The organism is Bradyrhizobium sp. CCGB20 (assembly GCF_024199855.1).
GTDB lineage: Bacteria > Pseudomonadota > Alphaproteobacteria > Rhizobiales > Xanthobacteraceae > Bradyrhizobium.
Genome location: NZ_JANADN010000001.1, coordinates 2,361,490 through 2,388,433, shown reverse-complemented (window position 1 = coordinate 2,388,433; position 26,944 = coordinate 2,361,490). Strand labels below are relative to the sequence as shown.

Annotated in this window: 26 protein-coding genes; 13 read left to right on the top strand and 13 right to left on the bottom strand. The window is 65.8% G+C overall.

What is annotated here, in order from left to right:
• Nucleotides 1-206: 206 nt before the first annotated feature.
• On the top strand, nucleotides 207-1,136 hold the full coding sequence (locus NLM15_RS10875; protein WP_254116949.1) for a glycine reductase: 930 nt from the start codon (nucleotides 207-209) through the stop codon (nucleotides 1,134-1,136).
• A gap of 36 nt (nucleotides 1,137-1,172) precedes the next feature.
• Nucleotides 1,173-2,366, top strand: a complete 1,194-nt coding sequence (locus tag NLM15_RS10870; RefSeq protein WP_254116948.1) for a CaiB/BaiF CoA-transferase family protein — start codon at nucleotides 1,173-1,175, stop codon at nucleotides 2,364-2,366.
• A gap of 124 nt (nucleotides 2,367-2,490) precedes the next feature.
• Here the strand turns inward: NLM15_RS10870 and NLM15_RS10865 are convergent, their stop codons facing one another.
• Complete coding sequence (locus NLM15_RS10865; protein ID WP_254116947.1) at nucleotides 2,491-3,255, bottom strand: SOS response-associated peptidase; 765 nt, start codon at nucleotides 3,253-3,255, stop codon at nucleotides 2,491-2,493.
• Nucleotides 3,256-3,318: 63 nt separating this feature from the next.
• On the opposite strand from NLM15_RS10865, the gene NLM15_RS10860 reads away from it, so the two are divergent.
• The 4 genes from NLM15_RS10860 (at nucleotide 3,319) to NLM15_RS10845 (ending at nucleotide 5,214) form a co-directional block, all read left to right on the top strand.
• Nucleotides 3,319-3,816, top strand: coding sequence for a hypothetical protein (locus tag NLM15_RS10860; protein WP_254116946.1), 498 nt, complete (start codon nucleotides 3,319-3,321; stop codon nucleotides 3,814-3,816).
• A gap of 18 nt (nucleotides 3,817-3,834) precedes the next feature.
• Nucleotides 3,835-4,269 carry an NUDIX hydrolase gene (locus NLM15_RS10855; RefSeq protein ID WP_254116945.1) on the top strand — a complete coding sequence of 145 codons (435 nt, stop codon included), beginning with the start codon at nucleotides 3,835-3,837 and terminating at the stop codon, nucleotides 4,267-4,269.
• Between the two features lie 49 nt (nucleotides 4,270-4,318).
• On the top strand, nucleotides 4,319-4,696 hold the full coding sequence (locus NLM15_RS10850; protein ID WP_011085347.1) for a TIGR02301 family protein: 378 nt from the start codon (nucleotides 4,319-4,321) through the stop codon (nucleotides 4,694-4,696).
• Nucleotides 4,697-4,947: 251 nt separating this feature from the next.
• Nucleotides 4,948-5,214 (top strand): hypothetical protein, encoded by a 267-nt coding sequence (locus tag NLM15_RS10845; RefSeq protein WP_254116944.1) that lies wholly within the window; start codon nucleotides 4,948-4,950, stop codon nucleotides 5,212-5,214.
• A 192-nt stretch (nucleotides 5,215-5,406) separates the two neighbouring features.
• Here NLM15_RS10845 and NLM15_RS10840 read toward each other — a convergent pair whose 3' ends face one another.
• The 5 genes from NLM15_RS10840 to NLM15_RS10820 all read right to left on the bottom strand — a co-directional run bounded on the left by NLM15_RS10840 (nucleotide 5,407) and on the right by NLM15_RS10820 (nucleotide 9,514).
• Entirely contained in the window at nucleotides 5,407-5,727 is a 321-nt protein-coding gene (locus NLM15_RS10840; RefSeq protein ID WP_254116943.1) for a cupredoxin family copper-binding protein, read from the bottom strand.
• A 10-nt stretch (nucleotides 5,728-5,737) separates the two neighbouring features.
• The gene (locus NLM15_RS10835) at nucleotides 5,738-6,271 is read right to left on the bottom strand and encodes a DUF4142 domain-containing protein (RefSeq protein ID WP_254116942.1); all 534 of its coding nucleotides are present in this window, start codon (nucleotides 6,269-6,271) and stop codon (nucleotides 5,738-5,740) included.
• Between the two features lie 88 nt (nucleotides 6,272-6,359).
• Complete coding sequence (locus NLM15_RS10830) at nucleotides 6,360-7,049, bottom strand: RNA polymerase sigma factor (protein ID WP_254116941.1); 690 nt, start codon at nucleotides 7,047-7,049, stop codon at nucleotides 6,360-6,362.
• A 118-nt stretch (nucleotides 7,050-7,167) separates the two neighbouring features.
• Nucleotides 7,168-8,037, bottom strand: a complete 870-nt coding sequence (locus NLM15_RS10825; RefSeq protein ID WP_254116940.1) for a sulfurtransferase — start codon at nucleotides 8,035-8,037, stop codon at nucleotides 7,168-7,170.
• Between the two features lie 142 nt (nucleotides 8,038-8,179).
• Nucleotides 8,180-9,514, bottom strand: coding sequence for a dihydroorotase (locus tag NLM15_RS10820; protein ID WP_145667961.1), 1,335 nt, complete (start codon nucleotides 9,512-9,514; stop codon nucleotides 8,180-8,182).
• Between the two features lie 101 nt (nucleotides 9,515-9,615).
• On the opposite strand from NLM15_RS10820, the gene NLM15_RS10815 reads away from it, so the two are divergent.
• The 6 genes from NLM15_RS10815 to NLM15_RS10790 all read left to right on the top strand — a co-directional run bounded on the left by NLM15_RS10815 (nucleotide 9,616) and on the right by NLM15_RS10790 (nucleotide 16,141).
• Nucleotides 9,616-10,497 carry a folate-binding protein YgfZ gene (locus tag NLM15_RS10815; RefSeq protein WP_254116939.1) on the top strand — a complete coding sequence of 294 codons (882 nt, stop codon included), beginning with the start codon at nucleotides 9,616-9,618 and terminating at the stop codon, nucleotides 10,495-10,497.
• Nucleotides 10,494-11,120 carry a DNA-3-methyladenine glycosylase I gene (locus tag NLM15_RS10810; protein WP_254116938.1) on the top strand — a complete coding sequence of 209 codons (627 nt, stop codon included), beginning with the start codon at nucleotides 10,494-10,496 and terminating at the stop codon, nucleotides 11,118-11,120. The genes NLM15_RS10815 and NLM15_RS10810 overlap by 4 nt, the downstream gene beginning before the upstream one ends.
• The gene (locus tag NLM15_RS10805; protein ID WP_254116937.1) at nucleotides 11,117-11,731 is read left to right on the top strand and encodes an HD family hydrolase; all 615 of its coding nucleotides are present in this window, start codon (nucleotides 11,117-11,119) and stop codon (nucleotides 11,729-11,731) included. Before NLM15_RS10810 ends, NLM15_RS10805 begins: the two co-directional genes overlap by 4 nt.
• 144 nt (nucleotides 11,732-11,875) lie before the next feature.
• Nucleotides 11,876-12,382: a tyrosine phosphatase family protein gene (locus tag NLM15_RS10800; RefSeq protein ID WP_254116936.1), complete on the top strand. Its 507-nt coding sequence runs from the start codon at nucleotides 11,876-11,878 to the stop codon at nucleotides 12,380-12,382.
• Between the two features lie 19 nt (nucleotides 12,383-12,401).
• Nucleotides 12,402-13,370 (top strand): NAD regulator, encoded by a 969-nt coding sequence (locus NLM15_RS10795; RefSeq protein ID WP_254116935.1) that lies wholly within the window; start codon nucleotides 12,402-12,404, stop codon nucleotides 13,368-13,370.
• A 50-nt stretch (nucleotides 13,371-13,420) separates the two neighbouring features.
• Nucleotides 13,421-16,141 carry a DUF2339 domain-containing protein gene (locus NLM15_RS10790; RefSeq protein ID WP_254116934.1) on the top strand — a complete coding sequence of 907 codons (2,721 nt, stop codon included), beginning with the start codon at nucleotides 13,421-13,423 and terminating at the stop codon, nucleotides 16,139-16,141.
• 3 nt (nucleotides 16,142-16,144) lie between these two features.
• Here NLM15_RS10790 and NLM15_RS10785 read toward each other — a convergent pair whose 3' ends face one another.
• The 7 genes from NLM15_RS10785 to NLM15_RS10755 form a co-directional block, all read right to left on the bottom strand.
• Nucleotides 16,145-17,833 carry a methyl-accepting chemotaxis protein gene (locus tag NLM15_RS10785; protein WP_254116933.1) on the bottom strand — a complete coding sequence of 563 codons (1,689 nt, stop codon included), beginning with the start codon at nucleotides 17,831-17,833 and terminating at the stop codon, nucleotides 16,145-16,147.
• A gap of 281 nt (nucleotides 17,834-18,114) precedes the next feature.
• The gene (locus tag NLM15_RS10780) at nucleotides 18,115-20,085 is read right to left on the bottom strand and encodes a methyl-accepting chemotaxis protein (RefSeq protein ID WP_254116932.1); all 1,971 of its coding nucleotides are present in this window, start codon (nucleotides 20,083-20,085) and stop codon (nucleotides 18,115-18,117) included.
• Nucleotides 20,086-20,140: 55 nt separating this feature from the next.
• Nucleotides 20,141-21,883, bottom strand: a complete 1,743-nt coding sequence (locus NLM15_RS10775) for a methyl-accepting chemotaxis protein (RefSeq protein ID WP_254116931.1) — start codon at nucleotides 21,881-21,883, stop codon at nucleotides 20,141-20,143.
• Nucleotides 21,884-22,106: 223 nt separating this feature from the next.
• A complete protein-coding gene (locus NLM15_RS10770; RefSeq protein ID WP_254116930.1) occupies nucleotides 22,107-22,340 on the bottom strand; it encodes a DUF6894 family protein in 234 nt (77 codons plus the stop codon).
• 169 nt (nucleotides 22,341-22,509) lie between these two features.
• Entirely contained in the window at nucleotides 22,510-23,097 is a 588-nt protein-coding gene (locus NLM15_RS10765) for a hypothetical protein (RefSeq protein WP_254116929.1), read from the bottom strand.
• A gap of 113 nt (nucleotides 23,098-23,210) precedes the next feature.
• Entirely contained in the window at nucleotides 23,211-24,197 is a 987-nt protein-coding gene (locus NLM15_RS10760; RefSeq protein ID WP_254116928.1) for an MDR family oxidoreductase, read from the bottom strand.
• Between the two features lie 41 nt (nucleotides 24,198-24,238).
• The gene (locus NLM15_RS10755) at nucleotides 24,239-25,492 is read right to left on the bottom strand and encodes an MFS transporter (RefSeq protein ID WP_254116927.1); all 1,254 of its coding nucleotides are present in this window, start codon (nucleotides 25,490-25,492) and stop codon (nucleotides 24,239-24,241) included.
• A 338-nt stretch (nucleotides 25,493-25,830) separates the two neighbouring features.
• Here NLM15_RS10755 and nadA point away from each other — a divergent pair, with 338 nt between their 5' ends.
• Nucleotides 25,831-26,937: a quinolinate synthase NadA gene (gene nadA, locus NLM15_RS10750; protein ID WP_254116926.1), complete on the top strand. Its 1,107-nt coding sequence runs from the start codon at nucleotides 25,831-25,833 to the stop codon at nucleotides 26,935-26,937.
• The last annotated feature ends 7 nt before the right edge of the window (nucleotides 26,938-26,944 follow it).

Below are 26,944 nucleotides of genomic sequence, written 5' to 3'. Positions count from 1 at the left end.
CGAACTCCAAGAGTGTTGGACTCGCGGATAGAGACCCCTCACCCGTCTCGCCGCTATCGCGGCGAGCCACCCTCTCCCACAGGGGGAGAGGGGAAGACAAGCACGCCCGCTATGCCTGCAATTCTGTCCTGCGTCGCCCCGCCCCCGTTGAGCAAGCCCAAAACTATCTCTAGTCTGGCCCCAACCAAGAACCAGGAGACGCGCCCATGTCCGCTCCGCGCGACGACGAATTCGGCTTTGCGCCCGACTATGATGCCCCCGTTCCCTATATGCAGCGCACGCGGGACTATTACACCGCGATCGGCTACACGACGCCGTATCGCTGGGCGCATTACACCGAGGCGCCGTTCCAGCCACTGACGAAGCCGCTGGCGCAATCGCGGGTGACGATTATCACCACCGCGGCGCCTTACGATCCGACCAAGGGTGACCAGGGGCCGGGCGCGGCTTACAACGGCGGCGCGAAGTTCTACCAGGTCTATGACGGCGACACGTCGCAAGCGCACGACCTTCGCATCTCCCACATCGGCTACGACCGCAAGCACACCACGGCGACCGACAACGGCACCTGGTTTCCGCTGCCGCAGCTTTTGAAGGCGAGCGCTTCGGGGCGCATCGGCGAGGTCGCACCGCGCTTCTTCGGCGCACCGACCAACCGCAGCCATCGCGTCACGCTCGACACCGACGCACCCGAGATTTTGGCGCGCTGCCTCGCCGACAAGGTCGATGTCGCCGTGCTGGTGCCGAACTGCCCGGTCTGCCACCAGACCACGGCGCTGGTGGCGCGGCATCTGGAAGCCAACGGCATTCCGACCGTGGTCATGGGCTGCGCCAAGGACATCATCGAGCACGCCGCCGTGCCGCGCTTTCTGTTCAGCGATTTCCCGCTCGGCAATTCCGCCGGCAAGCCGCACGACGTCGCCTCGCAGGCGCAGACGCTCGAGCTCGCGCTCAAGCTGCTGGAGAGCGCGAGCGGGCCGCAGACCACGATGCAGTCGCCGCTGCGCTGGAGCGAGGACGCCTCCTGGAAGCTCGACTACAACAACGTCGCGCAGATTTCGCCGGAAGAGCTGGCGCGGCGCCGCGCCGAATTCGACAAGCAGAAGGAGATCGCGCGCGGCAATCGCGCCGCCTGACGTCCTCCAACAACAACAATCATCGGGGAGAGCGACGTGACGCGACCGTTCGAGGGCGTGAAGATCCTGGATTTTACGCAAGTGCTGGCCGGTCCTTACGCCAGCTACCAACTTGCGTTGTTAGGGGCCGACGTCATCAAGGTCGAGCGGCGCGAGGGCGAGGACATGCGCCGCACGCCGCTCAGCCGTGAATGGGCCGAGCGCGGGCTGGCGCCGGCGTTCCAGGCCATCAACGGCAACAAGCGCAGCCTGACGCTCGATTTGCAAAAGCCCGACGCGATCGCGATCGTGAAGAAGCTTGCGGCGCAAGTCGACGTCGTCATGGAGAACTTTCGTCCGGGCGTGATGGACAAGCTCGGCATCGGCTACGAGGCGCTGTCGGCGATCAATCCAAAACTGATCTATTGCGCGGTGTCAGGTTTCGGCCAGACCGGCCCGGATCGCTTGCGGCCCGGCTATGACGGCAAGATGCAGGCGCTGTCGGGCATCATGGCGATCACCGGTCATCCCGAGACCGGGCCGACGCGCGCGGGCTTTGCAGTGTGCGACGTGCTCTCGGGCGCGACCGCCGCCTTTGGCGTGTCGAGCGCGCTCTACCAGCGCGACCGCACCGGCAAGGGGCAGCTCATTGACGTCTCCATGCTGGAGGCGACGATGGCGTTTCTCTCAGGCCAGATCGCGGACTGGTCGGTCGCCGGCCACCGCCAGCAGCTGTCGGGCAACCAGGCGGTGAGCCGCAGGACCACCGCGAATTTGTTCAGATGCGGCGACGGGCATATCCTGCTGGCCGTCAACAACGAGAAACAATATCGCGCGCTGATGTCCACGCTCGGCCGCGAGGATACCCTGAGCGATCCGCGCTTCGCCGACTGGTTTTCGCGTAACGAGAACGAGCCCGCGCTGCGCGCCATCATCGAGGAGGCGCTCGTGGCAAAGCCGGCGCGCGAATGGGAGACGATCCTGGAGGACGCCGGCGCGCCCTGCGCCAGCATCTGGAAGGTCGAGGAGGTCATCGATCATCCGCAGATTGCCGCGCGCGGCGCGATCCAGGAGCTGGATACGCCCTACGGCCGCCTGCGCTTTGCCGGCAGCGGCTTCAAGCTCGCGCATGGTGGCGGCCGGCTGGACCGGATGGCGCCGGAGCTGGGAATGGATACGGACGCAGTGCTGGGCGAGCTCGGGTTCGATGCGGCGGAGATCGCGGCGTTGCGAGCAAGGGAGATTGTGTAGGCCGCCTCACACTCCTGTGTCGTAAGGTGGGCAAAGCGAAGCGTGCCCACCATTGCGCATCGCGCAACCGGAGCGATGGTGGGCACGGCGCGTTGCGCCTTTGCCCACCCTACGGCGTCGGTGATCAGAACAACGACCCCTGCCCGTCGTCCGCCGGCCCGGCCGCGGCCTTTCGCGCCACCTTCTTCGGCTTCGCCGCCTCTGCCTCCGCCTCCATCTCCTCCGCGCCGATCGGCAGCAAGAGCTGCTCGTCGTCATTGGCGACGCGGTTGACGCGGGTGGAGACGGGGTGCCAGGCGAATTCGCCGATGCGCGGGGCGGACATCAGCGACAGGATCGCATCGACCTCGTCGCCGCGACTGTCGAGCCAGCGCTCGAAATCGCGCGGGCTGATGGTCACGGGCACGCGGTCATGCAGCGCGGCGAGATCCTCGCCCGCCGCCGCCGTGACGATCGCGACGGTGTCGACCTCCTCGCCGTTCGGCCCGACCCAGGTCTCGAACACCGCGGCAAAGCCGAGCGGCTCGCCGTCGGCGCGGTGAATGAAGAACGGCTGCTTGCGGCCGCCCTCCGCCTTCCATTCGTAATAGCCGTCAGCGGGGATCAGGCCGCGGCGCCGGCGAATCGCGCGTTTGAAAGCGGGCTTCTCCAGCACCGTCTCCGAGCGGGCGTTGATCAACAACGTAAATCCCTTGGGATCCTTGACCCAGCCCGGCAGCAGGCCCCAGCGCATCAGTCGGAAATGGCGTGCGCCATTCTCGACCAGCACGACCGGAATCGGTTGTGTCGGCGCGACATTGTACCGGGGCGGGAAATTCGGCTGCTCGATGTAGCCGAACAGTTGCCGTAAAGCCGCGGGGGCCGAAGTTATGACGAAGCGTCCACACATCCTTGGGGGCCTATATAGGGTCCGTTCAGGTCCTTTTAACCCCGAACGTTAACACTGCGGCAGATGAGCTCAACGGCCTCCCCCGCGCGGACGCATGTACTGACGGGCCCCGAGGCGCAAGCCTGGGCCGAGCGGCTGCGCGTGGCCAACATCAACCCGCGGACCGGGCTTGCCACCGACTATCTCAACCATTTCAATGAAGCCGTGATGCTGTTGGAAATGGTCCCGGACATGCCGGAATGCGCGGAAGACTTCTTGACCTGGTCGCCGCTGTCCTATGCCGAGCATTTCACCGCGTCGAATTTCAAGGCACGGGATCTTGCCATCGAGGCCTATGAGAAGGCCGATCCGAACGTGCGCGCCCAGTTCGACCACATCACCGACACCATGACCTCGATCCTGACAGCGGTCGGCTCGGCCATGCGCGAGGTCGAGAAGGACACGACCCGCGTCCGCCTCGCCGAGCAGGCCACGCTCTGGGTCAAGCCGCTGATCGCGGCCTGCGGCGGCATCATCAATGGCGGCGCGGAAGCCGACATTGACACCATCATGGCGAACTGAGCCAGGGTCATTGAAGACATGTCTGCGGTCGTCCAGCCCACCCGTCCCCAGATCGCGGTCAGCGCGGCGATCTTCCGCGACGGCAAGGTGCTTCTGACCCGCCGTGCCCGCTCGCCCGCCAAGGGGTTCTATTCTCTGCCGGGCGGCCGGGTCGAGTTCGGCGAATCGCTGCACCAGGCGTTGGCGCGCGAGGTCGACGAGGAAACCGGCCTTAGTATCGAGATCGTGGGCCTCGCCGGCTGGCGCGAGGTGCTGCCGGCCGCGGCCGGCGCCGGCCATTATTTGATCATGTCCTTTGCCGCCCGCTGGGTGGCCAGGGAGCCGGTTCTCAACGACGAGCTCGACGATTACCGCTGGATCGCGCCCGACGCCCTGGCGGGCCTCGGCGACCTCAAGCTGACCGGGGGGCTGGAGGAGGTCATCCAGTCCGCCGCCCGGCTGATCGGGCCCTGACCGCGCCCCGCCTTGCGTCGACGGCCCCGAGGGGGCATACACCCCGCCGATGTCCACGCGATTTCTGGCCATTTTTGCCCTGATTCTCGCCTGCGCCTCCGTGCCCACGAGGGCCCAGGACGTGGCGGCGCCGTTTGACGCCGATTTGCAGCGGCTGGCGGAGATCCTCGGCGGGCTGCATTACCTGCGCGGCATCTGCGGGTCCAACGAGGGCAACAAATGGCGCAGCGAGATGCAGGCGCTGATCGACGCCGAAACCCCCTCGGGCGAGCGCCGCACCCGCATGATCGCCGGCTTCAACCGCGGCTATAACGGCTTTCAGCAGACCTACCGGAGCTGCACGCCGGCCGCGACGGTCGCGATCCGCCGCTATATCGAGGAAGGCTCGAAGATCTCGCGCGACCTCACGGCGCGTTACGCGAACTGACTTTTCTCGTCATTCCGGGGCGCGCGTAGCGCGAGCCCGGAATCCATCAAGCGGCAGTCTCTGCGGCCCGATGGATTCCGGGCTCGCGACTTCGTCGCGCCCCGGAATGACAGTAACGGGAACCCCGTCATCGACTTTGTTCACAGCCGTTAACCGTTCCTAAAGATGTGGCCTAGCGGGCGTTAATACGCGTGCTACACCTTTCGCACAGCGCATCGCCGTGGATCGCGCCCCAGCCCTGATCGAGTTTCATGAGCCATTCAGTGTCCTACGCCCCCGCCCGCGCGCCGCTGCCCGATCACGAGCAGAAACAGGCTGCGCTGAGCTATCTCAACGAGGCCTGGGCCGAAGCGCGCCATGATGGCGTCGACGGCGACTGCCTGGCGCAGGCGAGCCTGTTTGCGGCATTCGCGGAGCTGGTCGGCACCTACGGCGAGGATGCGGTGGCGAAATTCGTCGAGGGCTTTCCGGGCCGCATTCGCAACGGCGAATTCTCGGTCATGCTCGCGAGGCAGTAAGCCTTGCAAAAAATGACCCCGCCACGCGGGCGGGGCCAGTCTACGGATGAATGACTTGCGAACAGGATTTGGCGAACAGGTTCGCGAAGTCTGACGCATTTATCGCACGGAAGCCGTTTTCCCCGGACAAGCATTAGTCTCACGATGGCCGGGAGATGTTCCCGCTGAGATCGGGAATGCGCTCCCTCCTCCTCACGGCTCGACCTTGAGCGTCGCTTTCATGTTGGGATGATAGCGGCAGTAATATTCGATTGTTCCCGCCTTCGTCAGAACCGATGTCGCCGACTTCTTCGGCGGCAGCGTCACGTCGAAATCGCCGTTCTTCGCGGTGGCGGTGTGGGCGAACACGTCCCTGTTGATCCATGTGATGGTGTCGCCGACCTTCGCCGACACCTCAGTCGGTGAGACCACGAGGTTTTCCATCGTGATCTCGATGGTCGCGGCGTGCGCCGGGACGATGATCGACAGCAAGGCGACCGCAAGCGCGATCGAAGCGAGACGTCCCGGCTGCATCGCATGCTCCCTATTTCAACTCGGCCGCGACGTGCTCTGCATGCTGCTGATGCCCCTGGAAAATCTTCAGGCCGGTCTGCAGCAGGCTCTTCAGCTCGGCATTGTTCGCCGACGGAATGAGCTGGGTCTCCAGCGCGCCGTTGACTGCCTTGTGGTAGGCGACCTCGTTGGCGACATAGGCCTTGTCGAACGCCGCACCACTCAGCTTGTCGAGCTCGGCCAACTTGTCGCTCGCCTGCTTCGACAGCGCCTTGCTGGTATCGTTGTCTTCAGGCGTGACGTTCAGCTTCTTGACCAGCGCGAGCGCCTGCTTGTTGACCACCTCGTGGTCGCGCAGCATGTCCTCGGCAAACGCCTTGACGTCCTTGTTGGTCGCCTTCTTCTGCGCCTGCTTGGCCGCGTTGATGTCGATCACGCCCGCGGTGTAGGCGATGTGGGCGATCTGCGGGTCGGTGGGCTTGTCGGCTGCGCTGGCGCCCCGAATCAGCGCGGGGCTCGACAACAGAATCGCTGCGGCGATCGCCGCGCTCCATCGGGTGAACATGTTTGACACTCCTGTGCTGCCGGACATTTTGCCGGCGTTGCTTCACAGGCGTTGGATGGAATTTTCGCGCGAACGTTCCCGAAAAACTTCAGCCGCCGACGCCGAGCCGCTTCAGCACCGACACGGTCAGGCGCTCGCAGCGCCACCCGGCGAACGGGAACGCATCCATCACCACCGGGCCGATCTCCTTCTCGACGTTATCGCGCAGCATGGTGCGGGCACGGTGCAGCCGCGTCTTCACGGTCTCGGGCTTGACGCCGAGCAGATCGGCGGTCTCCTCGATGCTCATTCCCTCCATGACCCGCGCAACGAAGACCATGCGGAAGACATCCGGCAATTCATCGATGGCGCGCTCGACGACGCGCTGGATTTCGCGTTGGGCCATGGTCCTTTCCGGATCGCCTGCGGGAGAAACGGGAAATTTGATGATCTGCGCCTCGAGCGTCGCTTCGGGCACCGAGCCGAGCTCGACATGCGGCCTGGCGCTTCGCGCCCGGCCAAGCGCTTCGTTGATGGCAATGCGCGATAGCCACGTCGACAGCCCCGACTCGCCCCTGAAGCCGTCGAGGTGGGTGAAGGCGCGGACATAAGTCTCCTGCACCACATCCTCGGCTTCGCTGTCGCTGCGCAGGATCCCGCGCGCGAGGCGATAGAGCCTGCGGTTGTTGGCCTGCATGATCTCGCGCAATGCGGCCTCGTCACGGCCCCGCGCGCGGTCGATCAGCTCGGCTTCCGATGCTCTGGCGCCGGCGGATAGGCCGGCTGCGGTCCGTTGCATGGTGGTCACCTGTCTCCATTCGCTACGGACATTGGATGCAGGCCAAAGGGAAAGGTTCCCAACTTTCCGGCCTCTCACCCTCCCCTGGAGGGGACCCTCCAGGCGAGGGTTAGAGCCGCTAGTCCGTCTCGATCGGCAGCGCCGGGTCCCTCGCCCACTCGCCCATCGAGGCATCGTAGAGCGTCAGCTTGTCGTAGCCGAGCTGCGTCAGCATCAGCAGGTCGATCGTCGCCGAAATGCCGCCGCCGCAATAGCAGATCACGCTCTTGTCGCGCGTGACGCCTGCCGCGGCAAATTTCGCCTCGGCATCCGCAAGGCTCGTCAGCGTCTTGTCGGCATTGGTGAGCGTAGCGGCCGAGACGTTGACGCTGCTGGGAACGCGGCCGGGCCTGCCGTAGCGGCTCGGCTCGAGGCCGCGATGAAACTGCGGCCCGAGCGCGTTGACGATCACGGTCGAGGGATCGCCGATCCGCGCCTTCACATTGTTCTTGTCGACGAAGAAGCCCGCACGCGGCGCGGCCTTGAAGGTCGTGGCGGGATAGCCCTTCGGCGCGCCCGTCTCGACCGGCCGCCCCTCCTCCTTCCATTTGTCGAAGCCGCCGTCGAGTACACGCGCATCGACCCCGAGCGAACGGAGCATCCACCAGAAGCGTGTCGACCACATCATGGTGCCGATGCTGTAGAGCACGATGGTCTTTCCTGCATCGAGGCCGTGGCGGCCGAACGCGGCCTCCAACTGGGCGACGCCAGGCATCATGAAGAACTGTTGCGCGGAGGTATCGGAGAATTCGCCTTGCAAATCGAGGAAATCGGCGCCCGGGATGTGGCCGGCCGCAAAGGTCTTGTCGCCGGGCACTGCGCGATAAGGCACGTCACTGCCCGGCGGCACCGGCTCGTTGTAGGTCGTGCAATCGTAGAGGCGGAGATTGGGATCGCCGAGGATGGCGGCAAGTTGCTCGGTGGTGATGACAGATGCCATTTGGCTCATTGTCGTGTCCTCCCTGCTGAGGACACTGTAGCCGTCTCAACCCGTCATTGCGAGCGCAGCGAAGCAATCCAGACTGCCGCCGCGGCGGGATTCTGGATTGCTTCGTCGCTCCGCTCCTCGCAATGACGAGACTGCGGCGCACCTACTGCTTCAGCGTCTCCAGAAACCGCACCGGCTCACCCTGCGAGGCCGTCACCAGTTCGCCCTGCCACATCACGCGGCGACCTCGGATGAAGGTGCCGACGGGCCAGCCCGTGACGCGGACGCCGTCATAGGGGGTCCAGCCGGCTTTGGAGGCCACCCATTTGTTGGTGATGGTTTCGCTGCGCTTGAGATCGACGACAGTGAAGTCGGCGTCGTAACCGGCGGCGATGCGGCCCTTGCAGGCCATGTTGTAGAGCCGCGCGGGGCCGGCGCTGGTCAGATCGACGAACCTTGCCAGCGACAGCCGGCCGGCGTTGACGTGATCGAGCATCAGCGGCACCAGCGTCTGCACGCCGGTCATGCCGGAGGGCGAAGCCGGATAGGTCTTCTGCTTCTCTTCAAGCGTGTGCGGGGCGTGGTCGGAGCCGAGCACGTCGATGATGCCCTGCTCGATACCGCGCCAGATGCCGGCGCGATGATCGGCGCCGCGCACCGGCGGGTTCATCTGCGCCAGCGTGCCGAGCCGCTCGTAGCATTCGGGCGCGACCAGCGTGAGATGGTGCGGCGTCGCCTCGCAGGAGGCGACGTCCTTGTGATCGCGCAGAAATTCGATCTCTTCCTTGGTCGAGATGTGCAGCACGTGGATGCGCTTGCCGGTCTCATGCGCGAGCTTGACCAGCCGCTGCGTCGCCATCAGCGCCGCGGTCTCGTCGCGCCAGACCGGATGCGAACGCGGATCGCCCTCGATGCGCAGCGACTTACGATCGTTGAGGCGGTACTCGTCCTCGGCGTGGAACGCCGCGCGACGGCGGATCACCTGGAAGATGCGGCGCAGGCTTTCGTCATCCTCCACCAGCAGCGCGCCGGTGGACGAGCCGATGAACACCTTGACACCCGCGCAGCCGGGTGCGCGCTCGAGCACCGGCAGATCCTGCACGTTCTCGCGGGTGCCGCCGATGAAGAAGGCGAAATCGCAATGCATGCGGTGATGGGCACGCTTGATCTTGTCGGAGAAGGTCGCCTCGGTCACCGTCAGCGGCGAGGTGTTGGGCATCTCGAACACGGCCGTGACGCCGCCCATCACGGCGCTGCGCGAACCGGTCTCGAGGTCTTCCTTCTGCTCCAGCCCGGGCTCGCGGAAATGCACCTGCGTGTCCATCACGCCGGGTAGGATATGCAGGCCCTTGCAGTCGATCACCTCGGCGGCAGACGCCTGCGACAGCGGGCCCAGCTCCGCGATCCGGCCGTTGGTGATGCCGATATCGCGAACCCCCTCGCCGTCCTGGTTGACGACGGTGCCCCCCTTGAGGATCACATCGAAACGCTGGGTCATGGCTGAAGGCCTCTCTCATCCCCAAGCGCAGGGCTCAAGGTCTTGTCGTTTAATCCCTGCGGGCTTACGTTCCGGAGCAACATGTCGCAAGAGATTTTCGCATGAAATCAGCGTTTCTTCCCGACCGGGGCGTGATCAAGGTCGCGGGCGAGGACGCGCGCAACTTCCTCAACGGCCTCGTCACGACCGATGTCGACAGGCTCAAGCCGGGCCTGGGGCGATTCGGCGCGCTGCTGACGCCGCAGGGCAAGATCATCGTGGATTTTCTGATCACGGAAGCGCCGGCCGGCCATGGCGGCGGGTTCCTGATCGACTGCCCGAAAGCGCTGGCCGAGGGCCTCGCCACCAAGCTGAAATTCTACAAGCTGCGCGCCAAGGTCACGGTGGAAAACCTCTCGGACGATCTCGGCGTGCTCGCGGCCTGGGACGGCCAGCCTGCGGCGCAACCGGACCTTGCCTTCGCCGATCCGCGCAATGGCGAACTCGGCTATCGCATCCTGATCCCCGAAGACCTCAAGCAGAAGCTGTCCGACCTCATCGGCGCCGAGCTGGTCGACGCTGCCGAATATGACGCGCACCGCATCGCACTCGGCGTGCCGCGCGGCGGCCTCGATTTCATGTACAGCGACGCGTTTCCGCACGAGACCAACATGGACCGCCTCGCCGGCGTCGACTTCGACAAGGGCTGCTATGTCGGCCAGGAGGTCGTCTCGCGGATGCAGCATCGCGGCACCGCGCGTACCCGCAGCGTCAAGGTGCTGCTCGAGGACCTCTCGCCCGAGCTCGGCGTCAGCGTTCTCGCCGGCGACAAGCCGGTCGGCACGATGGGCTCGTCGGCACAGGGCAAGGGCATCGCCCTGGTGCGCATCGACCGCGTCGCCGATGCGCTCGATGCCGGCCAGCCGCTCACGGCCGGCGGCCTCGCCGTGCGGCTCGCCGAACCCGAAGTTGTCCGCATTCCCTTGAAGCAGCCCATCGCATGAGCCGAGCCCCCCGCCTGCATCCCGACGGAAAGACGCGTTGCCCCTGGCCCGGCGAAGATCCGCTCTATGTCGCCTATCACGACACCGAATGGGGCGTGCCGGAATATGACGACCGCGCGCTCTATGAAAAGCTGATCCTCGACGGCTTCCAGGCCGGCCTCTCCTGGATCACGATCCTGCGCAAGCGCGACAATTTCCGCAAAGCCTTCGACGATTTCCAGCCGGAGAAGATCGCGCGCTACAACGACAAGAAGGTGCACGCGTTGATGAACGACGCCGGCATCGTGCGCAACCGCGCCAAGATCGACGGCGCGATCCTGAGCGCGAAGTCCTATCTCGACATCATGGAGAAGGGCCCCGGCTTCTCGAAGCTGCTGTGGGACTTCATGGACGGAAAGCCCAAGGTCAACAATTTCAAGACCACCGCGAGCGTGCCGGCCTCGACGCCGCTGTCGACGCAAATCTCCAAGGAGCTGTCCTCGCGCGGTTTCAAATTCGTCGGCCCGACCATCGTTTATGCCTTCATGGAGGCGACCGGCATGGTCAACGACCATCTCGTCGACTGCCACTGCCACGCGAGCTGCGGCAAGACGCAGCGCAAGCCGCGCCTCAAGGCCAAATGACCGCGAAGAAGACGGCCCGCGATGCGGCGTCCCGCGCCTGGCAGCGCATGCTGTCGGGGCGGCGGCTCGATCTGCTCGATCCCTCTCCGCTCGATGTCGAGATCGCCGACATCGCGCATGGGTTGGCGCGCGTGGCGCGCTGGAACGGCCAGACCACCGGCGCGCACATCTTCTCGGTCGCGCAGCATACGCTGCTGGTGGAGACCGTGCTGCGGCATGAGATGCCGCGCGTCGATCAGCGCATGCGGCTCGCCGCGCTGCTGCACGATGCGCCCGAATACGTGATCGGCGACATGATCTCGCCGTTCAAGGCCGTGCTGGATGGCCACTACAAGGCGGTGGAGAAGCGCCTGCTCGGCGCCATCCACATCCGCTTCGGCCTGCCGCCGGTGCTCTCCGACGAGATCACGCTGGCCATCAAGGCCGCCGACCGCGGCGCGGCCTATCTGGAGGCGACCGAGCTCGCCGGCTTCAGCGAGAGCGAGGCGCGGCGCCTGTTCGGCAAGGATCCGGGCCTCTCCGACGGCGTTCGGCGCGATTACCTGACGCCCTGGACGGCGGCGCGGGCCGAGAAGCAGTTCCTGGAGCGGTTCGGCGCGGTGTTTGCGTAGCATCATCCCTTCGTAGGGTGGGCAAAGCGAAGCGTGCCCACCAAACTAGGAGAGATGAGCGCGGTGCGAAACGGTGGGCACGGCGCGATGCGCCTTTGCCCACCCTACGAGCGCTCGCTATACTCAGCGGCAAAAAGGTCCGCCATGATCCACGTCTGTTCCCTCGCCGCCCTTCCCGAAACCGTCCGCCTCACCAGGGCCAGCCATGTGCTGACCGTGATGGCCAATGTCGAGCAGGTGGCGCGTCCCGTGTCCGTGCTGCCGGCCAACCATCTCAAGGTGTCGATGGACGACATCACTGAGGAGATGGACGGCTTTGTCGCGCCCTCCGAAACGCATATCGACCAGGTGCTGAACTTCGTGCGCGGCTGGGACCGCAGCGCGCCGCTGGTGGTGCATTGCTATGCCGGCATCAGCCGCTCCACCGCGAGCGCGTTCGCCGCCGTCTGCGCCCTCAATCCGGAGCGCGACGAGATCGAGATCGCGAAGAAGATCCGCGCCGCCTCTCCGATCGCCTCGCCGAACCGGCGCATCGTCGGCCTTGCCGACCGCGCGCTGGGCCGCAACGGCCGCATGCTGCGTGCGCTCGACGAGATGGGCCCGGGCGCAATGATGGTCGAGGGCCGCCCCTTCGTGATCGAGCTCGAATGACAGCTGCGATCATCATCGCATGAGCGACACGCAGCTGACGCCGATCGAGATCGGCCTGACCGCGGCGATCGTCGCGATCGAGGATCATGAGCCGCTGATCCTCACCGCGCGCGGCAGTGACGGGCTGGCCGGCCTGCCGTTCGGACCGTTCGATGCGCTCAGTCATCGCACCTTCGAGATCGGCCTGCGCGCCTGGGTCGAGGCACAGGCGGGCTTGCGGCTCGGCTATGTCGAGCAGCTCTATACGTTCGGCGATCGCGGCCGTCATGCGGAGGCCGGCGACATCGGCGCACACACGGTCTCGATCGGATATCTTGCGCTGACGCGCGCGGTGGGCGGCGAGCTCGCAGCGACCGGTGCGAGCTTCGAACCGTGGTACCGCTTCCTCCCCTGGGAAGACTGGCGCGAGCAGCCGCCCGCGATCATCGCCCGTGACATCATTCCGGCTCTGACCAAATGGGCCGAGGAGGAGACGCCCGAGACCACGCGGGCGCTGCCGCGCAAGGATCGCGTGCGGTTCTATTTCGGCCTCGACGGCGCGCCGTGGGATGAGGAACGCGTGCTCGACCGCTACGAGCTGCTCTACGAGGCAGGACTGATCGAGGAGGCGCGGCGCGACGGCCGTCCTGCGGCATTAGCGCGCAAGGCGCTTCCGGCGCTCGGCACGTCCATGCGCTTCGACCACCGCCGGATTCTCGCCACCGCGATCGCGCGGCTGCGTGCAAAATTGAAGTATCGTCCTGTGGTGTTTGAACTTTTGACTGCCGAGTTCACACTCACTGAATTGCAGTACACGGTGGAGGCGATCTCCGGCCGGCACCTGCACAAACAAAATTTCCGCCGCCTCGTCGAAACCGAAGCCCTGGTCGAACCGACCGGGGTGATGTCGACACAGACGGGCGGACGGCCGGCGGCGCTCTACCGCTTCCGCCGCGACGTGCTCCAGGAGCGGCCCGCGCCGGGCTTGCGCGTCCGCTCCCGGCGCTAGATCCTGAGATTGCGCGACCGGCCCCTGCCCGCCGGTTGCCTGGAGGCTTCATGTTCGACGGCCCGTTTGACGTCTTTGCGCTGATCATTGCGATCATCGCCTTCCTGATCGCGATCAAGGCTTCCAGCCAGGCGGCCGAGCTGCGCCGCCGGCTGAGCTCACTCGAAGAGATGTTTTACGCGCAGCGGACCGTGCAGCCGCCGCCGCTGATGCCTGCACAGGTCGTCGAGGCTGAAGCGCCCGCGACGACGCCCGCCGAACCGCCGCCGCTCGCACCCGAAGCAGAGGCAGCGCCGCCTCCGCTCGTCACCGAAGCGGTTTCCCCGCCTCCGCTCGCAGCAAGCACCGAGGCCGATGCGCCGCCGCCCCTGCCCGCGCCGGCAGCAGATTCTAGAGAGCCTGGCTTCGAGGAGCGGCTCGGCACCCGCTGGGTGGTATGGATCGGCGGCCTTGCGCTCGCGCTCGGCGGCTTCTTCATGGTGCGCTATTCGATCGAGGCCGGCCTCGTCGGTCCCGGCGTGCGCGTGTTCCTCGGTGGCCTGTTCGCAGCCGCGCTGCTCGGTGCCGGCGAGTGGTCGCGGCGCAAGGAGAGCATTTCCAACATCGCCGCGCTGCCGATCGCCAACATCCCCGCGATCCTCACCGCGGCCGGAACGGCGGTGGCGTTCGCAACGATCTATGCCGCCTACGCACTCTACGGCTTCCTCGTGCCCGCGACCGCCTTCGTGCTGCTCGGCATCGTCGCGATGGGCACGCTCGCCGCCGCATTGCTGCACGGACCCGCGCTCGCGGGCCTCGGCGTGGTCGGCGCGTTCGTGACGCCGATCCTCGTCTCCAGCGGCAAGCCGGATTATTGGGCGCTCTACATCTATCTTGCGATCGTCACCGCCGCGAGCTTCGGCCTCGCGCGCATCCGGCTGTGGCGCTGGCTCGCGGTCACCACCATCGCCTTCGCCGTGGTCTGGATCTTCCCGGGGCTCGATACCAGCGAGCTGCAGGTCGCGCCGCACGCCTTCCATGTCATCGCGGGTTTCGTGCTCGCAGCCCTCCTCGTGGTCTGCGGCTTCATGTTCGGCCCCACCATCGAGGACGGCGAGATCGAGCCGGTGTCGTCGAGCTCGCTCGGCGCCTATCTGTTCGGCGCGATGCTGATCGTGCTGTCGAGCGCGCATGCAGATCTTGCGCTGATCGCCTTCACGCTTCTGGTCGGTGCGACGCTGTTCGTCGCCTGGCGTGCGCCGTCCGCCACGGGCGCGCTGGGCGCCGCGGCAGCGACCGTCTTCATCGTGTTCGCCGAATGGGCGGTGCGCGCCAATCCGGACATGCTGGTGCTGCCGGGCGGCCCGATGCCCGGCGTCGGGCCGGTCGCGACCGACAGTTCAGTCACGCTGCATCTGGTGATGGCTGCGATCTTCGCCGCCGGTTTCGGCCTCGCGGGCTTCTTCGCGCAGGGCCGGTCGAGCTCGGCGATCATCCCGGTGGTGTGGTCGGCGGCGGCGGTCGCAACCCCGATCGCGATCCTCGTTGCGCTCTACGCACGCATCGCCCATCTCGACCGCTCGATCCCGTTCGCGATCCTCGCGGTGCTGCTCGCCGCCGCCTTTGGCGCCGCGACCGAAGCGCTGACGCGCCGCGAGACCCGGCCCGGCGCCATGATCTCCACCGCCCTGTTCGCGACCGGCACGCTCGGCGCACTGGCGCTGGCACTGACCTTCGCGCTGGAGAAGGGCTGGCTCACGATTGCGCTCGCGCTGATGTCACTCGGCACCGCCTGGATCTCGATGCAGCGGCCGATCCCGTTCCTGCGCTGGCTCGCCGCCGTCTTCGCCGCCATCGTCACGGCGCGCATCGGCTATGATCCGCGCATCGTCGGCGACGCCGTCGGCACCACGCCGATCTTCAACTGGCTGTTGTGGGGCTACGGCCTGCCGGCGGCCTCGTTCTGGGCGGCGAGCGTGTTCCTGCGCCGCCGCGGCGACGATGCGCCGCTGCGCATGGTGGAGACCGCGGCGATCCTGTTCACCGCGCTGCTCGCCTTCATGGAGATCCGGCATCTCGCCACCGGCGGCCGCATGACGGCCGCGCCGTCGCTGCTCGAGTTCGCGCTGCAAGTCTGCGTAGCGCTCGCCATGGCGATCGGGCTGGAACGGCTGCGGCTGCGGAGCCGCAGCATCGTTCACAATGTCGGCGCGGTCGTGCTCACGGCGATTGCCGGACTCATCAGCGTGTTCGGCCTGCTGATCCTGGAAAACCCGCTGATCTGGAGCGTCAACGTCGGCGGCGCCGTGTTCAACCTGCTGCTGCTCGGCTACGCACTGCCGGCAGTGCTGATGCTGCTGCTCTCCTATGCAGTGGTCGGCCAGCGCGGCAAGGTCTACGCCAACACGATCGCGGGCGGCGCGCTGCTGTTCGCGCTCGCCTATGTCACGCTGGAGATCCGCCGCTTCTATCACGGCCCGATCCTCGCGACCGGACCGACGACGGGCGCGGAGCAGTATACCTATTCGATCGGTTGGCTTGCCTTCGGCGTGCTGCTGCTCGGCGTCGGCATCCTGGTCAACTCGGAGCGGGCGCGACTGGCGTCGGCCGCGGTGATCGCGCTGACGATCCTGAAGGCCTTCGTGATCGACATGTCGACGCTGACGGGCGTCTACCGCGCGCTGTCGTTCATGTGCCTCGGCATCGTGCTGGTCGCGATCGGCTGGCTCTACCAGCGCATCCTGTTCCGGCGGCAGGTCGCACCGCCGCCGGCTCCGCAGACGAGCAGTTGAGGATCAGGCCGCGCGGACCGACTCCAGGAACTGCGCGACCTCGACCTTGAGCCGCGTGCTGTCGGTCGCCAGCGATTTCGCCGCCGACAGCACCTCCGTCGAGGCCGAACCGGTCTCGATCGCACCGCGCTGCACGTCGGTGATGTTCATCGAGACCTCCTGCGTGCCGACCGAAGCCTGCTGCACGTTGCGCGAGATCTCCTGCGTGGCCGCGCCCTGTTCCTCGACGGCGGCTGCGATCGCCGCCGATACCTCGGACAGCCGCTCGATGGTGCCGCCGATCTCCTGGATGGCGCTGACGGATTCCTGCGTCGCGGCCTGGATCCCGGAGACCTGCGCCCCGATCTCGCCGGTGGCTTTCGCGGTCTGCTCGGCCAGCGCCTTGACCTCGGAGGCGACGACTGCGAAGCCGCGGCCGGCTTCACCGGCACGCGCCGCCTCGATGGTGGCATTGAGCGCGAGCAGGTTGGTCTGCCCGGCAATGGTGTTGATCAGCTCGACGACGTCGCCGATGCGCGAGGCCGCCTGCGACAGCGCGTTGACGCGGTCGTTGGTCCGCGTGGCCTGCTCGACGGCCTCCGCGGCCATCCGCGCCGAATCCTGCACCCGGCGGCTGATCTCTGTGATGGAGGACGACAGCTCCTCCGAGGCGGACGCCACCGCCTGGACGTTGGTGGAGGCTTCCTCGGACGCCGCGGCGACCACGGTCGCAAGCTCCTGCCCGCGCTGCGCCGTATTGGTCAGCGTGGTCGCGGAGGCCTCGAGCTCGGTCGAGGCCGACGACACGGTCCCGACGACCTCGCCGATCATGGCCTCGAATTTGCGGGTAATGGCGTCGACGCGGCGACCGCGTTCGATCTTGGCCTCGGCATCGGCTGCGGCCGCCTCGTCGGCGGCCTTCTTGGCGATCAGCGCTTGCTTGAAGATCTGGAGCGCGTCAGCCATCGCGCCGATCTCGGTCTTCTCGCCACGATGCGGCACCTCGGCCGAGAGGTCGCCTTCGCCAAGCGACTGCATCGGACGGATGATCGAGGCGATACCACGAGAAACGTCACGCACGAGATAATAGGCGGCACCGATCGCGATCACGACCGAGAACACGATGATGCCGACCAGCACGCGGAAGATCGTGGCATAGCTGTCGGCCGCCTGCTTCGTCTCCAGCTCGGCGCCCTTGTTGTTGAGCTCGATGCCCTTCTGAAGCAATGGATCGGCCGCCTGGGCCATCTTCGCGACCTTGGTCTGCAACAGCTCGTTGGCATCGGCCGGGAAGCGGCCGGCGCCCTTGCGGGACAGCGCCATGACGTCCTGCACGCCGTTCAGATATTCGGCCCACGCCTTGGTCCATTGCTCATAGAGCGAGCGCTCCTCGGCCGAGGTGATCAGCGGCTCGTAGACCTTGCGCGTCTGGTCGATGCGCTCGCGCAATGAGGCGAGGCGCTTCTCGGCGGCGTCCTTGCCCTCGGTGGTCTCCTGCATCAGGTGCAGGCGAAGCGCGACGCGAAGCTCGTTGATGTCGGCGCGAAGCGAGCCGAGCGCGCGCACGCTCGGCAGCCAGCTCTCCGCGATCTCGACGGTGTGAGAGTTGATGTTCTGCATGGTGCCGATCGCCATCACGCCGACGCCGGCGAGCGTGAGCACGAGAACCGACAACACGGTCAGAAGCTTGAAGACGATCGACAACGTCGACATCACGATAAATCCCGATGATACCTGGCAACGCGCAAACCACCTGCGCCGCCATCGTCACGACGGACGACAGGGCGTTGGTCATTCCAACAATGCTGGCTGGTTCTTATCCCGTAAGATTGCGCACATAGTTGCAAACAGGCGTTAACAGGAACCTACGTGAAACTACGGAATTCGCTATCGCCGATGTTATATGTTTCGCAATCATGCGTTGCAGTGCAGCGGAGATCGCGCAACGCCGCGCCAGCGCACCGACGATAATTTGAGCAAGGCGGCTGACGACGTCAGGCCGCCCGGACCGACTCCAGGAAGCGCGCGACTTCGCTCTTCAGACGGTTGCTCTCCTGCGAGAGCGATTGCGCCGCCGAATGCACCTGGGCCGACGCCGCCCCGGTCTCGCCGGCGCCGCGCTGGACGTCGCCGATATTCGCCGACACCTCCGAGGTGCCGTGCGCGGCATGCTGGATGTTGCGGGAGATCTCCTGCGTCGCGGCGCCCTGCTCTTCCACCGCCGCGGCGATGGCCGAGGAAATCTCCGACATCCGCGCGATGGTGTCGCCGATCTCCTTGATCGCACCGACCGAGTCCTGCGTCGCGGTCTGGATCGCGCCGATGTGCTGGCTGATCTCGCCGGTGGCCTTCGCGGTCTGCTCGGCGAGCGCCTTCACTTCGGTCGCGACCACCGCAAAGCCCTTGCCGGCCTCGCCCGCCCGCGCCGCCTCGATCGTGGCATTCAGCGCCAGCAGATTGGTCTGGCTGGCAATGGTGTTGATCAGCTCGACGACATCGCCGATGCGACCTGCCGCCTTCGTCAGCTCGGCGACGCGCGCATTGGTGCGCTGGGCCTGTTCCACCGCGGCATCGGCGACGCGGGCCGATTCCTGGACCTGGCGGCTGATCTCGGAGATCGATGTGGTCATCTCCTCGCTCGCGGCCGACACCGACTGCACGTTCGCGGACGCCTCCTCCGAGGCTGCTGCCACGGCCGTGGCAAGCCCGTTACCGCGCTCGGCGGCCTGCGTCAGCGTGTTGGAGGACGCCTCGAGCTCGGTTGCCGCCGACGACACGGTCTCGATGATCTCGCCGACCGCGCCTTCGAAGCCATCGGCGAGGCGCCGCATGTCCGCCTGCCGCCGCTCGCGCCCGCGCGCGTCGGCTTCGGCCTGCTCCGTGCGCAGCCGCTCGGCCTCCGCCATGTTGGTCCTGAACACCTCGACCGCACCGGCCATCTCGCCGATCTCGTCCTTGCGCCCGACGCCGGGAACGGAAATCGAAAGCTCACCACGCGCAAGCCGCGTCATCGCATCGACCATCGCGGCAAGCGCCTTCGAGATCGAGCGCCCAAGGAGAAAGCCGACCGCGGCGAGCACGACGACGGTGACCCCGAAGGCAACGAGCATCCAGAAGCGGACGGCATCGCGGGTTGCAGCTTCCGCGGCGTCGGCCTGCCTGTACATGGCATCGACGGCGGTCCGCACCTCGACCATCACAGGCTCGACCTCGCGGAAAGTCTTCATCATGCTGGCGTCATAGGCCGCGCTCTGCTGTGCGGCCTCAGCCCAGGCCGCGAACTCGGACTGGTATTTCCGGAGCTTGGCCTTGATGTCGTTCATCACCGCCTCGGAGACTGCAACGACCTCGATCGCACTGGAGAATTCGACCCCGGCCTTCTTCACCTCGGCAATGTATTTTGGATCGCGCCGCAGCATGAAGTCCTTCTCGTGCCGGCGCATCATCAGCATCCAGGTCGTCGACCTGGGATCGTCGATCTCCTTCAGCTTGGCCTCGATGTCGTGCACGGCACTGCGAAGCGAGCCGGACAGGCCGAGCGTCTCGTTCAGGCCGAGTCTGGTCTCGGCAGCGACCAGCGCGTTGAAATCCGCAGTGTAACGCTTGAAGCCGTCCTGAACCTGCTTCATCCGGCTTGACAGCACGTTCATGCCACCCACCGCCATCAGCCGCTCCACCTCGTCGAAATCGCGGTTGATCGGCCCGATCAGCTCGGCATGCGCCTTGGCGTAGCTCTCGTTGCGACGCTGCTGAAAGTTCTTCTCGTTGCGGCGGGCCTCAAGCATCTCGATCGAGATCTGCTTGTTGAGGTCGGCGATCGCACGAGCCCGGTTGGCAACGTCGCGGGAACCGTCCTGGGAGAGGCTGCCGATCTGGTAGATCGCGCCGAAGACGACGAGACCCAACAGTCCGAACAGTCCGATCGCCATGACCTTGTGAGTGAGGCGAATGGAAGGGCCGCTCATTGAATGTGCTCCAATACGTTGCAGTGGGCGGATGCTTCAATAAGGACGCCCGCCGTCAGGCGGCGCGCACGGTGCGGAGGAACTTGCCGACCTCGAGCTTGAGGCGATTGCTGTCGCCGGACAACGACTGCGCCGCCGCCAGCACCTGCGACGACGCCGAGCCGGTCTCGCTCGCGCCGCGTTGCACGTCGGTGATGTTGGACGACACCTGATGGGTGCCCTCCGCGGCCTGCTGCACGTTGCGGGAGATTTCCTGCGTCGCGGCGCCCTGCTCTTCCACCGCGGCCGCGATGGTCGAGGAGATCTCCGAGAGCTTCTCGATGGTGTCGCTGATGTCCCTGATGGCGCCGACCGATTGCTCGGTCGCGGCCTGGATGCCGGCAATCTGCTGGCCGATCTCGCCGGTCGCCTTCGCGGTCTGCTCGGCGAGCGCCTTGACTTCGGAGGCGACCACGGCAAAACCGCGGCCCGCTTCGCCGGCGCGCGCGGCCTCGATCGTGGCGTTGAGCGCCAGCAGGTTGGTCTGGCCGGCGATGGTGTTGATCAGCTCCACCACGTCGCCGATCCGCGTCGCCGCCTTCGACAGCTCGCTGACGCGCTCGGTGGTGGTGCGGGCCTGGCCGACGGCTTCGCTCGCCACACGCGCGGATTCCTGCACCTGGCGGCTGATCTCGGTGATCGACGAGGACAGCTCTTCCGTTGCCGACGCCACCGACTGCACGTTGGTGGAGGCCTCTTCGGACGCGGCCGCGACCACCGTGGTGAGCTGCTGCGTGCGCTCCGCGGTCGAGGTGAGCGTGGTCGCGGATGCTTCAAGCTCGGTCGAAGCCGATGACACCGTACCGACGATCTCGCCGACGGCGCCCTCGAAGCTGTCGGCGAGCCTGCGCATCTCGGACTTGCGCTGCTCGGCCGCGAGCTGATCCTGCCGCATCTTGGCTTCCGCGTCCTCCCGCGCCTTCTGTTCGGACACGATCTTGAATTTTTCGACGGCACCGGCGACCTCGCCGACCTCGTCCTTGCGGCCGAGGCCCGGCAGCACCACCGAGAAGTCGCCGCCGGCGAGCCTCTCCATCGCCGCCGTCAACGCGCGCATGGGCCGCGCGATGCTGAAGACCGAGAAAATGCATGCTCCGATCAGAACCAGCGCGACCAGCAAGCCTGCGACGAACGAGGTTCGCGCGACGGACGCGGCCTCAGCTTCGGCCTCGGTGCGCGCTTCGGCGCTCTTCTGCTTGGCAAAGTTCGTGATCTCGTTGGTCAGCTCCGATATCTCTTCATTGATCGGCGCCAGCATCTCCTTGCGGATGCGGTCGACCTCGGCCACGAGCTTTGCGAGCGACGCTGCCGCTTCGCCGTCCTTCTTCGCGACCAGAGCGAGCTCCTGCTTGCGGATCGCTTCGATCTGCTGCTGGCCTTTGCCGAAATTGCCGATCAATACGATCAGGCGGTCGATCCGCTTGTGGTTCTCCGGCGAGTGCGACAGCTTCGCCATCTCGCCTGCGAATTTCAGGACCGCAGTCTGCCGATCGCCAAAATAGGTGACGGCCTTCTGCATCTCGGCCGGCGAAGTGGAGGTCAGGATGTCACGAATGCCGATCTGCATCCCACGCACCGAGGCCTTGGCTTCCGCGGCGTTTTGCGCGATCGCCTGCTGTCCCGATGCGGCATTGCTGAGCTTCTGAACCTCGGTGCCCCCGTTCATCTGGAGGAAGATCATCAACGCGACGAGCCCGATGGTCAGTGCCGAGGTCACGGCGAGCTTGGTGCCAATTCGCAGGTTCTGAATGAACGACATCGAAATCTTCCCGGGATACGCATTGTCGCGCCGACGCGCGTGAACAGCTTGGGAAGACTAAACGCGAGGTTCCTCATTAACGTTAAGAGAGCGCGCTGGCGGCCTAGGTAGAAATACTGGAAACGCCGCTCAAACTACCGGACTTGCGCACTTTTCACGTGCAGAGAATTGGCGCCTCGCGGATTTGCACGGGCTGGCGTCCGTTAACGCGTGTTCGCGATTATCAGCACACCGTCTCGCCGACCAGGCTGACGCGGAAGACCGGCTTCTTGTTCTCGTCGAGCAGCTCCATGCTCCACTTCGCATTCGGCTTCAGGTTGCGCGCGATGCTGCCGAGCAGATTGGCGCAGACCTCGCTCATCTCGGCCCAGGCGACGGCGCGATCCTCGAACTCGTACGGCTGGTCGGCGGCGCCGGAATAGCGGCCGGTGCTGATGCGGAAGAAATACAGCGACATCGTAAGACCCTTGCGCCCCCCGGCCGTCCGCAAACTGGGGCGCGAGTCGCTACCAACGCATGAAGGCCGCCGTCCGTATGACTACGGCACAGCGGCTTCGTGATCGATGATGGTTTTCAACGACAGAACGCGCGGGCGGTCCCGCGCGGCCGGCTCACTCGCAGCCAGCTCACTGCGTGGAGCGACGCAGCTCCAGCGGAGCCTCGATCTTCGCGGGTTCCGACTTCACCGGCTCGAGGCGGCTGCTCTCGACCCGCGGGGTCTCGACGCGCGCGGCCACTTCGGTATTGGACGCACCGACCGAACCGGTGTGCTCCGAAGAGCGCAGCGAACGCGGACGTGCTGCGGCACGGGCCATCAGCATCTGGTTGCCGCCCTGGTGGTGGAAGTCGCAATAGGCGAAGCCCATGCCCGACACCGAGCCGCGGAAGCTGCGATCGTCGGTCTTTTCCAGGTTGAAGCAGGGCTCGAACGGAATGCCCTTGATCGAGGCGCAGACGTTCTGGCCGCGGATCTGGAGCGTGTTGCCGGGAAGGCGGAGATGCTTCACCGGGCCTGCGCCAGAGAACTGTACCGCGCCGGCGGCACCGAGGTCGTCCAGGATGCGGCCTGCGCCGCGGGTGCCGTCGAAACAGGTGAAAGCGAACACCTTGCCGGCGACGAAGCGGCGGGCCTCGTCAGCGTTCATGCTTCCAGCAATGGCCGGCGCAAACGTCGCTGCCGCCGTGACAGCCCCCAACACAATACGCGCAAGCATGCTCAACTCCGAACCAACCCCCGCAGCGGGCGATGCCTTATCTCTTTACCCGCTGCTTACCATACTAACCAAGGCAACATTGAAGCAGCTTGGTTGGTAAAGTCTGAACGCCGTTAGACAATTTTTACCACGATGCGACCGCGGACCTGGCCGGCGAGGATTTTCGCGCCCCACTCCGAAACCTGGTCGAGCGTAATTTCTTGAGTAATTTCAGATAGTTTTGTCCGATCCAGATCGGAGGCCAGACGCTGCCAGGCGGCTTTCCGCGGCTCGATCGGGCACATCACCGAATCGATGCCGAGAAGGCACACCCCGCGCAAAATGAAGGGTGCGACAGAAGACGGCAGGTCCATGCCGGCCGCCAGGCCGCAGGCGGCGATCGCCCCGCCGTACTTCGTCATCGACAGGAGATTCGCGAGCGTGGTCGAGCCGACGCTGTCCACGCCGCCCGCCCAGCGCTCCTTGGCAAGGGGCTTGGCCGCCGCCGACAATTCGTTGCGGTCGATGACTTCGGCAGCACCGATCTCCTTCAAATAGTCGGCTTCCGAGGCGCGGCCGGTCGAGGCGATGACGTGATAGCCGAGCTTCGAGAGCACGGCGGTGGCGACCGAACCGACGCCGCCGGCCGCGCCCGTGACCACCACGGGGCCGCTCTTCGGCGACAGGCCGTGCTTCTCCAGCGCCAGCACCGACAGCATCGCGGTGAAGCCGGCGGTGCCAATCGCCATGGCGTCACGTGCGGACAGGCCCTGCGGCAGAGCGACCAGCCAGTCGCCCTTGACCCGTGCCTTCTCGGCATAGGCGCCGAGATGGGTCTCGCCCATGCCCCAGCCTGTGCAGACGACCTTGTCGCCTGCCTTCCATTGCGGATGGGAGGAGGTTTCAACCGTGCCGGCGAAATCGATGCCGGCGATCATCGGGAAGCGGCGCACCACCGGCGCCTTGCCGGTGAGCGCGAGGCCGTCCTTGTAGTTCAGCGTCGACCATTCCACGCGGACGGTGACGTCGCCATCCATCAGCTCGGCTTCGTCGAACTGCGCCAGCTGCGCAGTGGTGCCCTTGTCGGCCTTGTCGATCCGGATCGCCTTGAATGTGGCCACGACTGAACTCCCTGACTTGTTTGTCGGGGATGTTTAGCCGATCAGGCAGGCTGCGCAACCGCTCGTGCGACGGGTTTCTCCACGATCGGAAGATTGATCAGCGCCGAGAGCACGCCGAACAGGATCGAGAGCCACCAGATCGGCGTATAGGAACCGAACTTTTCGAACACGATGCCGCCGAGAAAGACGCCGAGGAAGCCGCCGACCTGATGGCTGACGAAAGCGAAGCCATAGAGCGTGGCGAGCCAGCGCGTGCCGAACATCAGCGCCACCAGCGCCGAGGTCGGCGGCACCGTCGACAGCCAGGTCAGGCCGGAGACCGCACCGAACGCGATCGCCGAGAACGGCGTGATCGGGAACGAGATGAAGGCGAGCGTCGCAAGCGCGCGCGTGAAATAGATCGTGGAGAGAATATAGCGCTTCGGCAGCGAGTTCTGGAGATAGCCGACGCTCAGCGATCCCATGATGTTGAACAGGCCGATCGCCGCGATCACCCAGCCGCCGGTTTGCGTCGAGATGCCGCGATCGACCAGAAACGCCGGCAGATGCACGGTGATGAAGGCGAGCTGGAAGCCGCAGGTGAAGAAGCCGAGCACCAGCAGCACATAGGAACGATGACCGAAGGCTTCCGCGAGCGCCTTCGTGAAGGTCTGCTCATCCGCCGGCGCAGCGTTGGCCGTGGTTGCGACCGGCGGCGTCGAGAGCGCCAGCGACAGTGGGATGATCAGCAGCATTAGGAAACCGAACACGGTGAGTGCCTGCTGCCAGCCGAAATTGTCGATCAGCGCCACGCCGATCGGCGCGAACAGGAATTGCCCGAACGAACCCGCCGCGGTGCCGGCGCCGAGCGCAAGGCCGCGCTTCTCCGCCGGCAGGAGCTTGCTGAACGCCGACAGCACCAGGTTGAACGAGCAGCCGGCAAGGCCAAAGCCGACCATCACGCCCGCACCCAGGTTGAGCGACAGCGGCGTCGAGGAATAGCGCATCAAGAGCAGGCCGCCGGCATAGAGCAGCGCGCCGACGCACATCACGCGGAACAGGCCGAAGCGGTCGGCGACGGCGCCGGCGAAGGGCTGGCCCAATCCCCACAGCAGGTTCTGCACGGCGATCGCAAGGCCGAACACGTCGCGGCCCCATGCGAATTCGTGGCTCATCGGCTGCACGAAGAAGCCCAGCGCCGAACGCGGGCCGAAGCCGAGCATGCCGATCGCACAGCCGCAGAGAATGATGATCGCCGGAGTGCGCCAGGAGGAGGAACGTGAGGCCGGACCGAGCTCGCCCGCTTGAGTGGACATGGTGTTCCTCGTGTCAGTCGCTGGCGGATCCGGGATAGGCAACCGCTGATCAGCCGTTTAATGCAGATGCATGAAAATCCCAAGTCAAAAATGGTTGCGTTCCACGAAGGGCTCCCGCGGGAGCATTGCGTTTCCCTGCGGTGATGCCTGACGCGCGTGGCGACTTGACGGGAATGTGTGTGCTGGGGCCTAGCAACCTCTCCAGTCACGTGTTATCTTTGATCTACTCAAATTGAGTATATGTAAGCTCTGGCGATACCCACCGGCCCTCTCGGCCGGATTTCTCAGGCCGCATATATACTCATATCGAGCATAATAGACATGGACGGGAGGCTTCGATGCCGATCACTGGAATTTACGGCCCCGACGACTTTACAGGCCGGCCGCAGGGCCAAACCGCCGCGTCCGCTCGCGCGGCGCCGACGCAAACGGCGCCCGCGCTGCCGATGCCTTCGCTGGAATGGACGGAGGAAGTCGCGCAAGCCACCGCCCCGCTCTACGAGCGCGTCAAGCACGTGATCCCCGCAATCGAGTGGCCGCTGATGGCGCCGACGATCAAGGCGATCAACGAGCTGAAGCAGGCCCGGGGCGCGGTGATCCTCGCGCACAACTATCAGACGCCGGAGATCTTTCATTGCGTCGCCGACATCGGCGGCGACTCGCTTCAACTCGCGGTCGAAGCCACCAAGGTGAAGGCGGGCATCATCGTCCAGTGCGGCGTGCACTTCATGGCGGAGACGTCAAAGCTGCTCAATCCGGACAAGACGGTGCTGATCCCGGATGCGCGCGCGGGCTGCTCGCTTGCGGCCAGCATCACGGGCGCGGACGTCCGCCTGCTCCGCGAGAAATTTCCCGGCGTGCCTGTCGTCGCCTATGTCAACACGTCGGCGGAGGTGAAGGCGGAGGTCGACATCTGCTGCACCTCGTCGAACGCGGTGCAGGTGGTCGAGAGCCTGAACGCGCCGAGTGTGATCTTCCTGCCCGACCGCTATCTCGCAACCTACGTCGCCTCGAAGACCGATGTGAAGATCATCGCCTGGAAGGGCGCCTGCGAGGTGCACGAGCGCTTTACCGGCGAGGAGCTGCGCGCCTATCGCGAGGCCGATCCGTCGGTGCAGATCATCGCACATCCCGAATGTCCGCCGGACGTGCTGGCGGAAGCCGACTTCACCGGCTCGACCGCGCACATGATCAACTGGGTGCGCGAGCGGCGGCCGCGGCGGCTGGTCATGATCACGGAATGCTCGATGGCCGACAATGTCCGCGCCGAGCTGCCTGATGTGGAGATGCTGCGCCCCTGCAATCTCTGCCCGCACATGAAGCGCATCACCCTCGCCAACATTCTGGACAGCCTGCTGACGCTTCGCGAGGAGGTCACGATCGATCCCGCGCTTGCGGCACGTGCAAGGCGATCGGTCGAGCGGATGATCAATCTGAAGAATTGAAAGCACA

What these genes read in the sequence shown, in the direction of transcription:
- NLM15_RS10875 (WP_254116949.1), top strand. Translation starts at nt 207, where the DNA reads ATGTCCGCTCCGCGCGACGACGAATTCGGCTTTGCGCCCGACTATGAT.
- NLM15_RS10865 (WP_254116947.1), bottom strand. Translation starts at nt 3,255, where the DNA reads ATGTGTGGACGCTTCGTCATAACTTCGGCCCCCGCGGCTTTACGGCAA.
- NLM15_RS10860 (WP_254116946.1), top strand. Translation starts at nt 3,319, where the DNA reads ATGAGCTCAACGGCCTCCCCCGCGCGGACGCATGTACTGACGGGCCCC.
- NLM15_RS10855 (WP_254116945.1), top strand. Translation starts at nt 3,835, where the DNA reads ATGTCTGCGGTCGTCCAGCCCACCCGTCCCCAGATCGCGGTCAGCGCG.
- NLM15_RS10850 (WP_011085347.1), top strand. Translation starts at nt 4,319, where the DNA reads ATGTCCACGCGATTTCTGGCCATTTTTGCCCTGATTCTCGCCTGCGCC.
- NLM15_RS10845 (WP_254116944.1), top strand. Translation starts at nt 4,948, where the DNA reads ATGAGCCATTCAGTGTCCTACGCCCCCGCCCGCGCGCCGCTGCCCGAT.
- NLM15_RS10840 (WP_254116943.1), bottom strand. Translation starts at nt 5,727, where the DNA reads ATGCAGCCGGGACGTCTCGCTTCGATCGCGCTTGCGGTCGCCTTGCTG.
- NLM15_RS10835 (WP_254116942.1), bottom strand. Translation starts at nt 6,271, where the DNA reads ATGTTCACCCGATGGAGCGCGGCGATCGCCGCAGCGATTCTGTTGTCG.
- NLM15_RS10830 (WP_254116941.1), bottom strand. Translation starts at nt 7,049, where the DNA reads ATGCAACGGACCGCAGCCGGCCTATCCGCCGGCGCCAGAGCATCGGAA.
- NLM15_RS10825 (WP_254116940.1), bottom strand. Translation starts at nt 8,037, where the DNA reads ATGAGCCAAATGGCATCTGTCATCACCACCGAGCAACTTGCCGCCATC.
- NLM15_RS10820 (WP_145667961.1), bottom strand. Translation starts at nt 9,514, where the DNA reads ATGACCCAGCGTTTCGATGTGATCCTCAAGGGGGGCACCGTCGTCAAC.
- NLM15_RS10815 (WP_254116939.1), top strand. Translation starts at nt 9,616, where the DNA reads ATGAAATCAGCGTTTCTTCCCGACCGGGGCGTGATCAAGGTCGCGGGC.
- NLM15_RS10810 (WP_254116938.1), top strand. Translation starts at nt 10,494, where the DNA reads ATGAGCCGAGCCCCCCGCCTGCATCCCGACGGAAAGACGCGTTGCCCC.
- NLM15_RS10805 (WP_254116937.1), top strand. Translation starts at nt 11,117, where the DNA reads ATGACCGCGAAGAAGACGGCCCGCGATGCGGCGTCCCGCGCCTGGCAG.
- NLM15_RS10800 (WP_254116936.1), top strand. Translation starts at nt 11,876, where the DNA reads ATGATCCACGTCTGTTCCCTCGCCGCCCTTCCCGAAACCGTCCGCCTC.
- NLM15_RS10795 (WP_254116935.1), top strand. Translation starts at nt 12,402, where the DNA reads ATGAGCGACACGCAGCTGACGCCGATCGAGATCGGCCTGACCGCGGCG.
- NLM15_RS10790 (WP_254116934.1), top strand. Translation starts at nt 13,421, where the DNA reads ATGTTCGACGGCCCGTTTGACGTCTTTGCGCTGATCATTGCGATCATC.
- NLM15_RS10785 (WP_254116933.1), bottom strand. Translation starts at nt 17,833, where the DNA reads ATGTCGACGTTGTCGATCGTCTTCAAGCTTCTGACCGTGTTGTCGGTT.
- NLM15_RS10780 (WP_254116932.1), bottom strand. Translation starts at nt 20,085, where the DNA reads ATGAGCGGCCCTTCCATTCGCCTCACTCACAAGGTCATGGCGATCGGA.
- NLM15_RS10775 (WP_254116931.1), bottom strand. Translation starts at nt 21,883, where the DNA reads ATGTCGTTCATTCAGAACCTGCGAATTGGCACCAAGCTCGCCGTGACC.
- NLM15_RS10770 (WP_254116930.1), bottom strand. Translation starts at nt 22,340, where the DNA reads ATGTCGCTGTATTTCTTCCGCATCAGCACCGGCCGCTATTCCGGCGCC.
- NLM15_RS10765 (WP_254116929.1), bottom strand. Translation starts at nt 23,097, where the DNA reads ATGCTTGCGCGTATTGTGTTGGGGGCTGTCACGGCGGCAGCGACGTTT.
- NLM15_RS10755 (WP_254116927.1), bottom strand. Translation starts at nt 25,492, where the DNA reads ATGTCCACTCAAGCGGGCGAGCTCGGTCCGGCCTCACGTTCCTCCTCC.
- nadA (WP_254116926.1), top strand. Translation starts at nt 25,831, where the DNA reads ATGCCGATCACTGGAATTTACGGCCCCGACGACTTTACAGGCCGGCCG.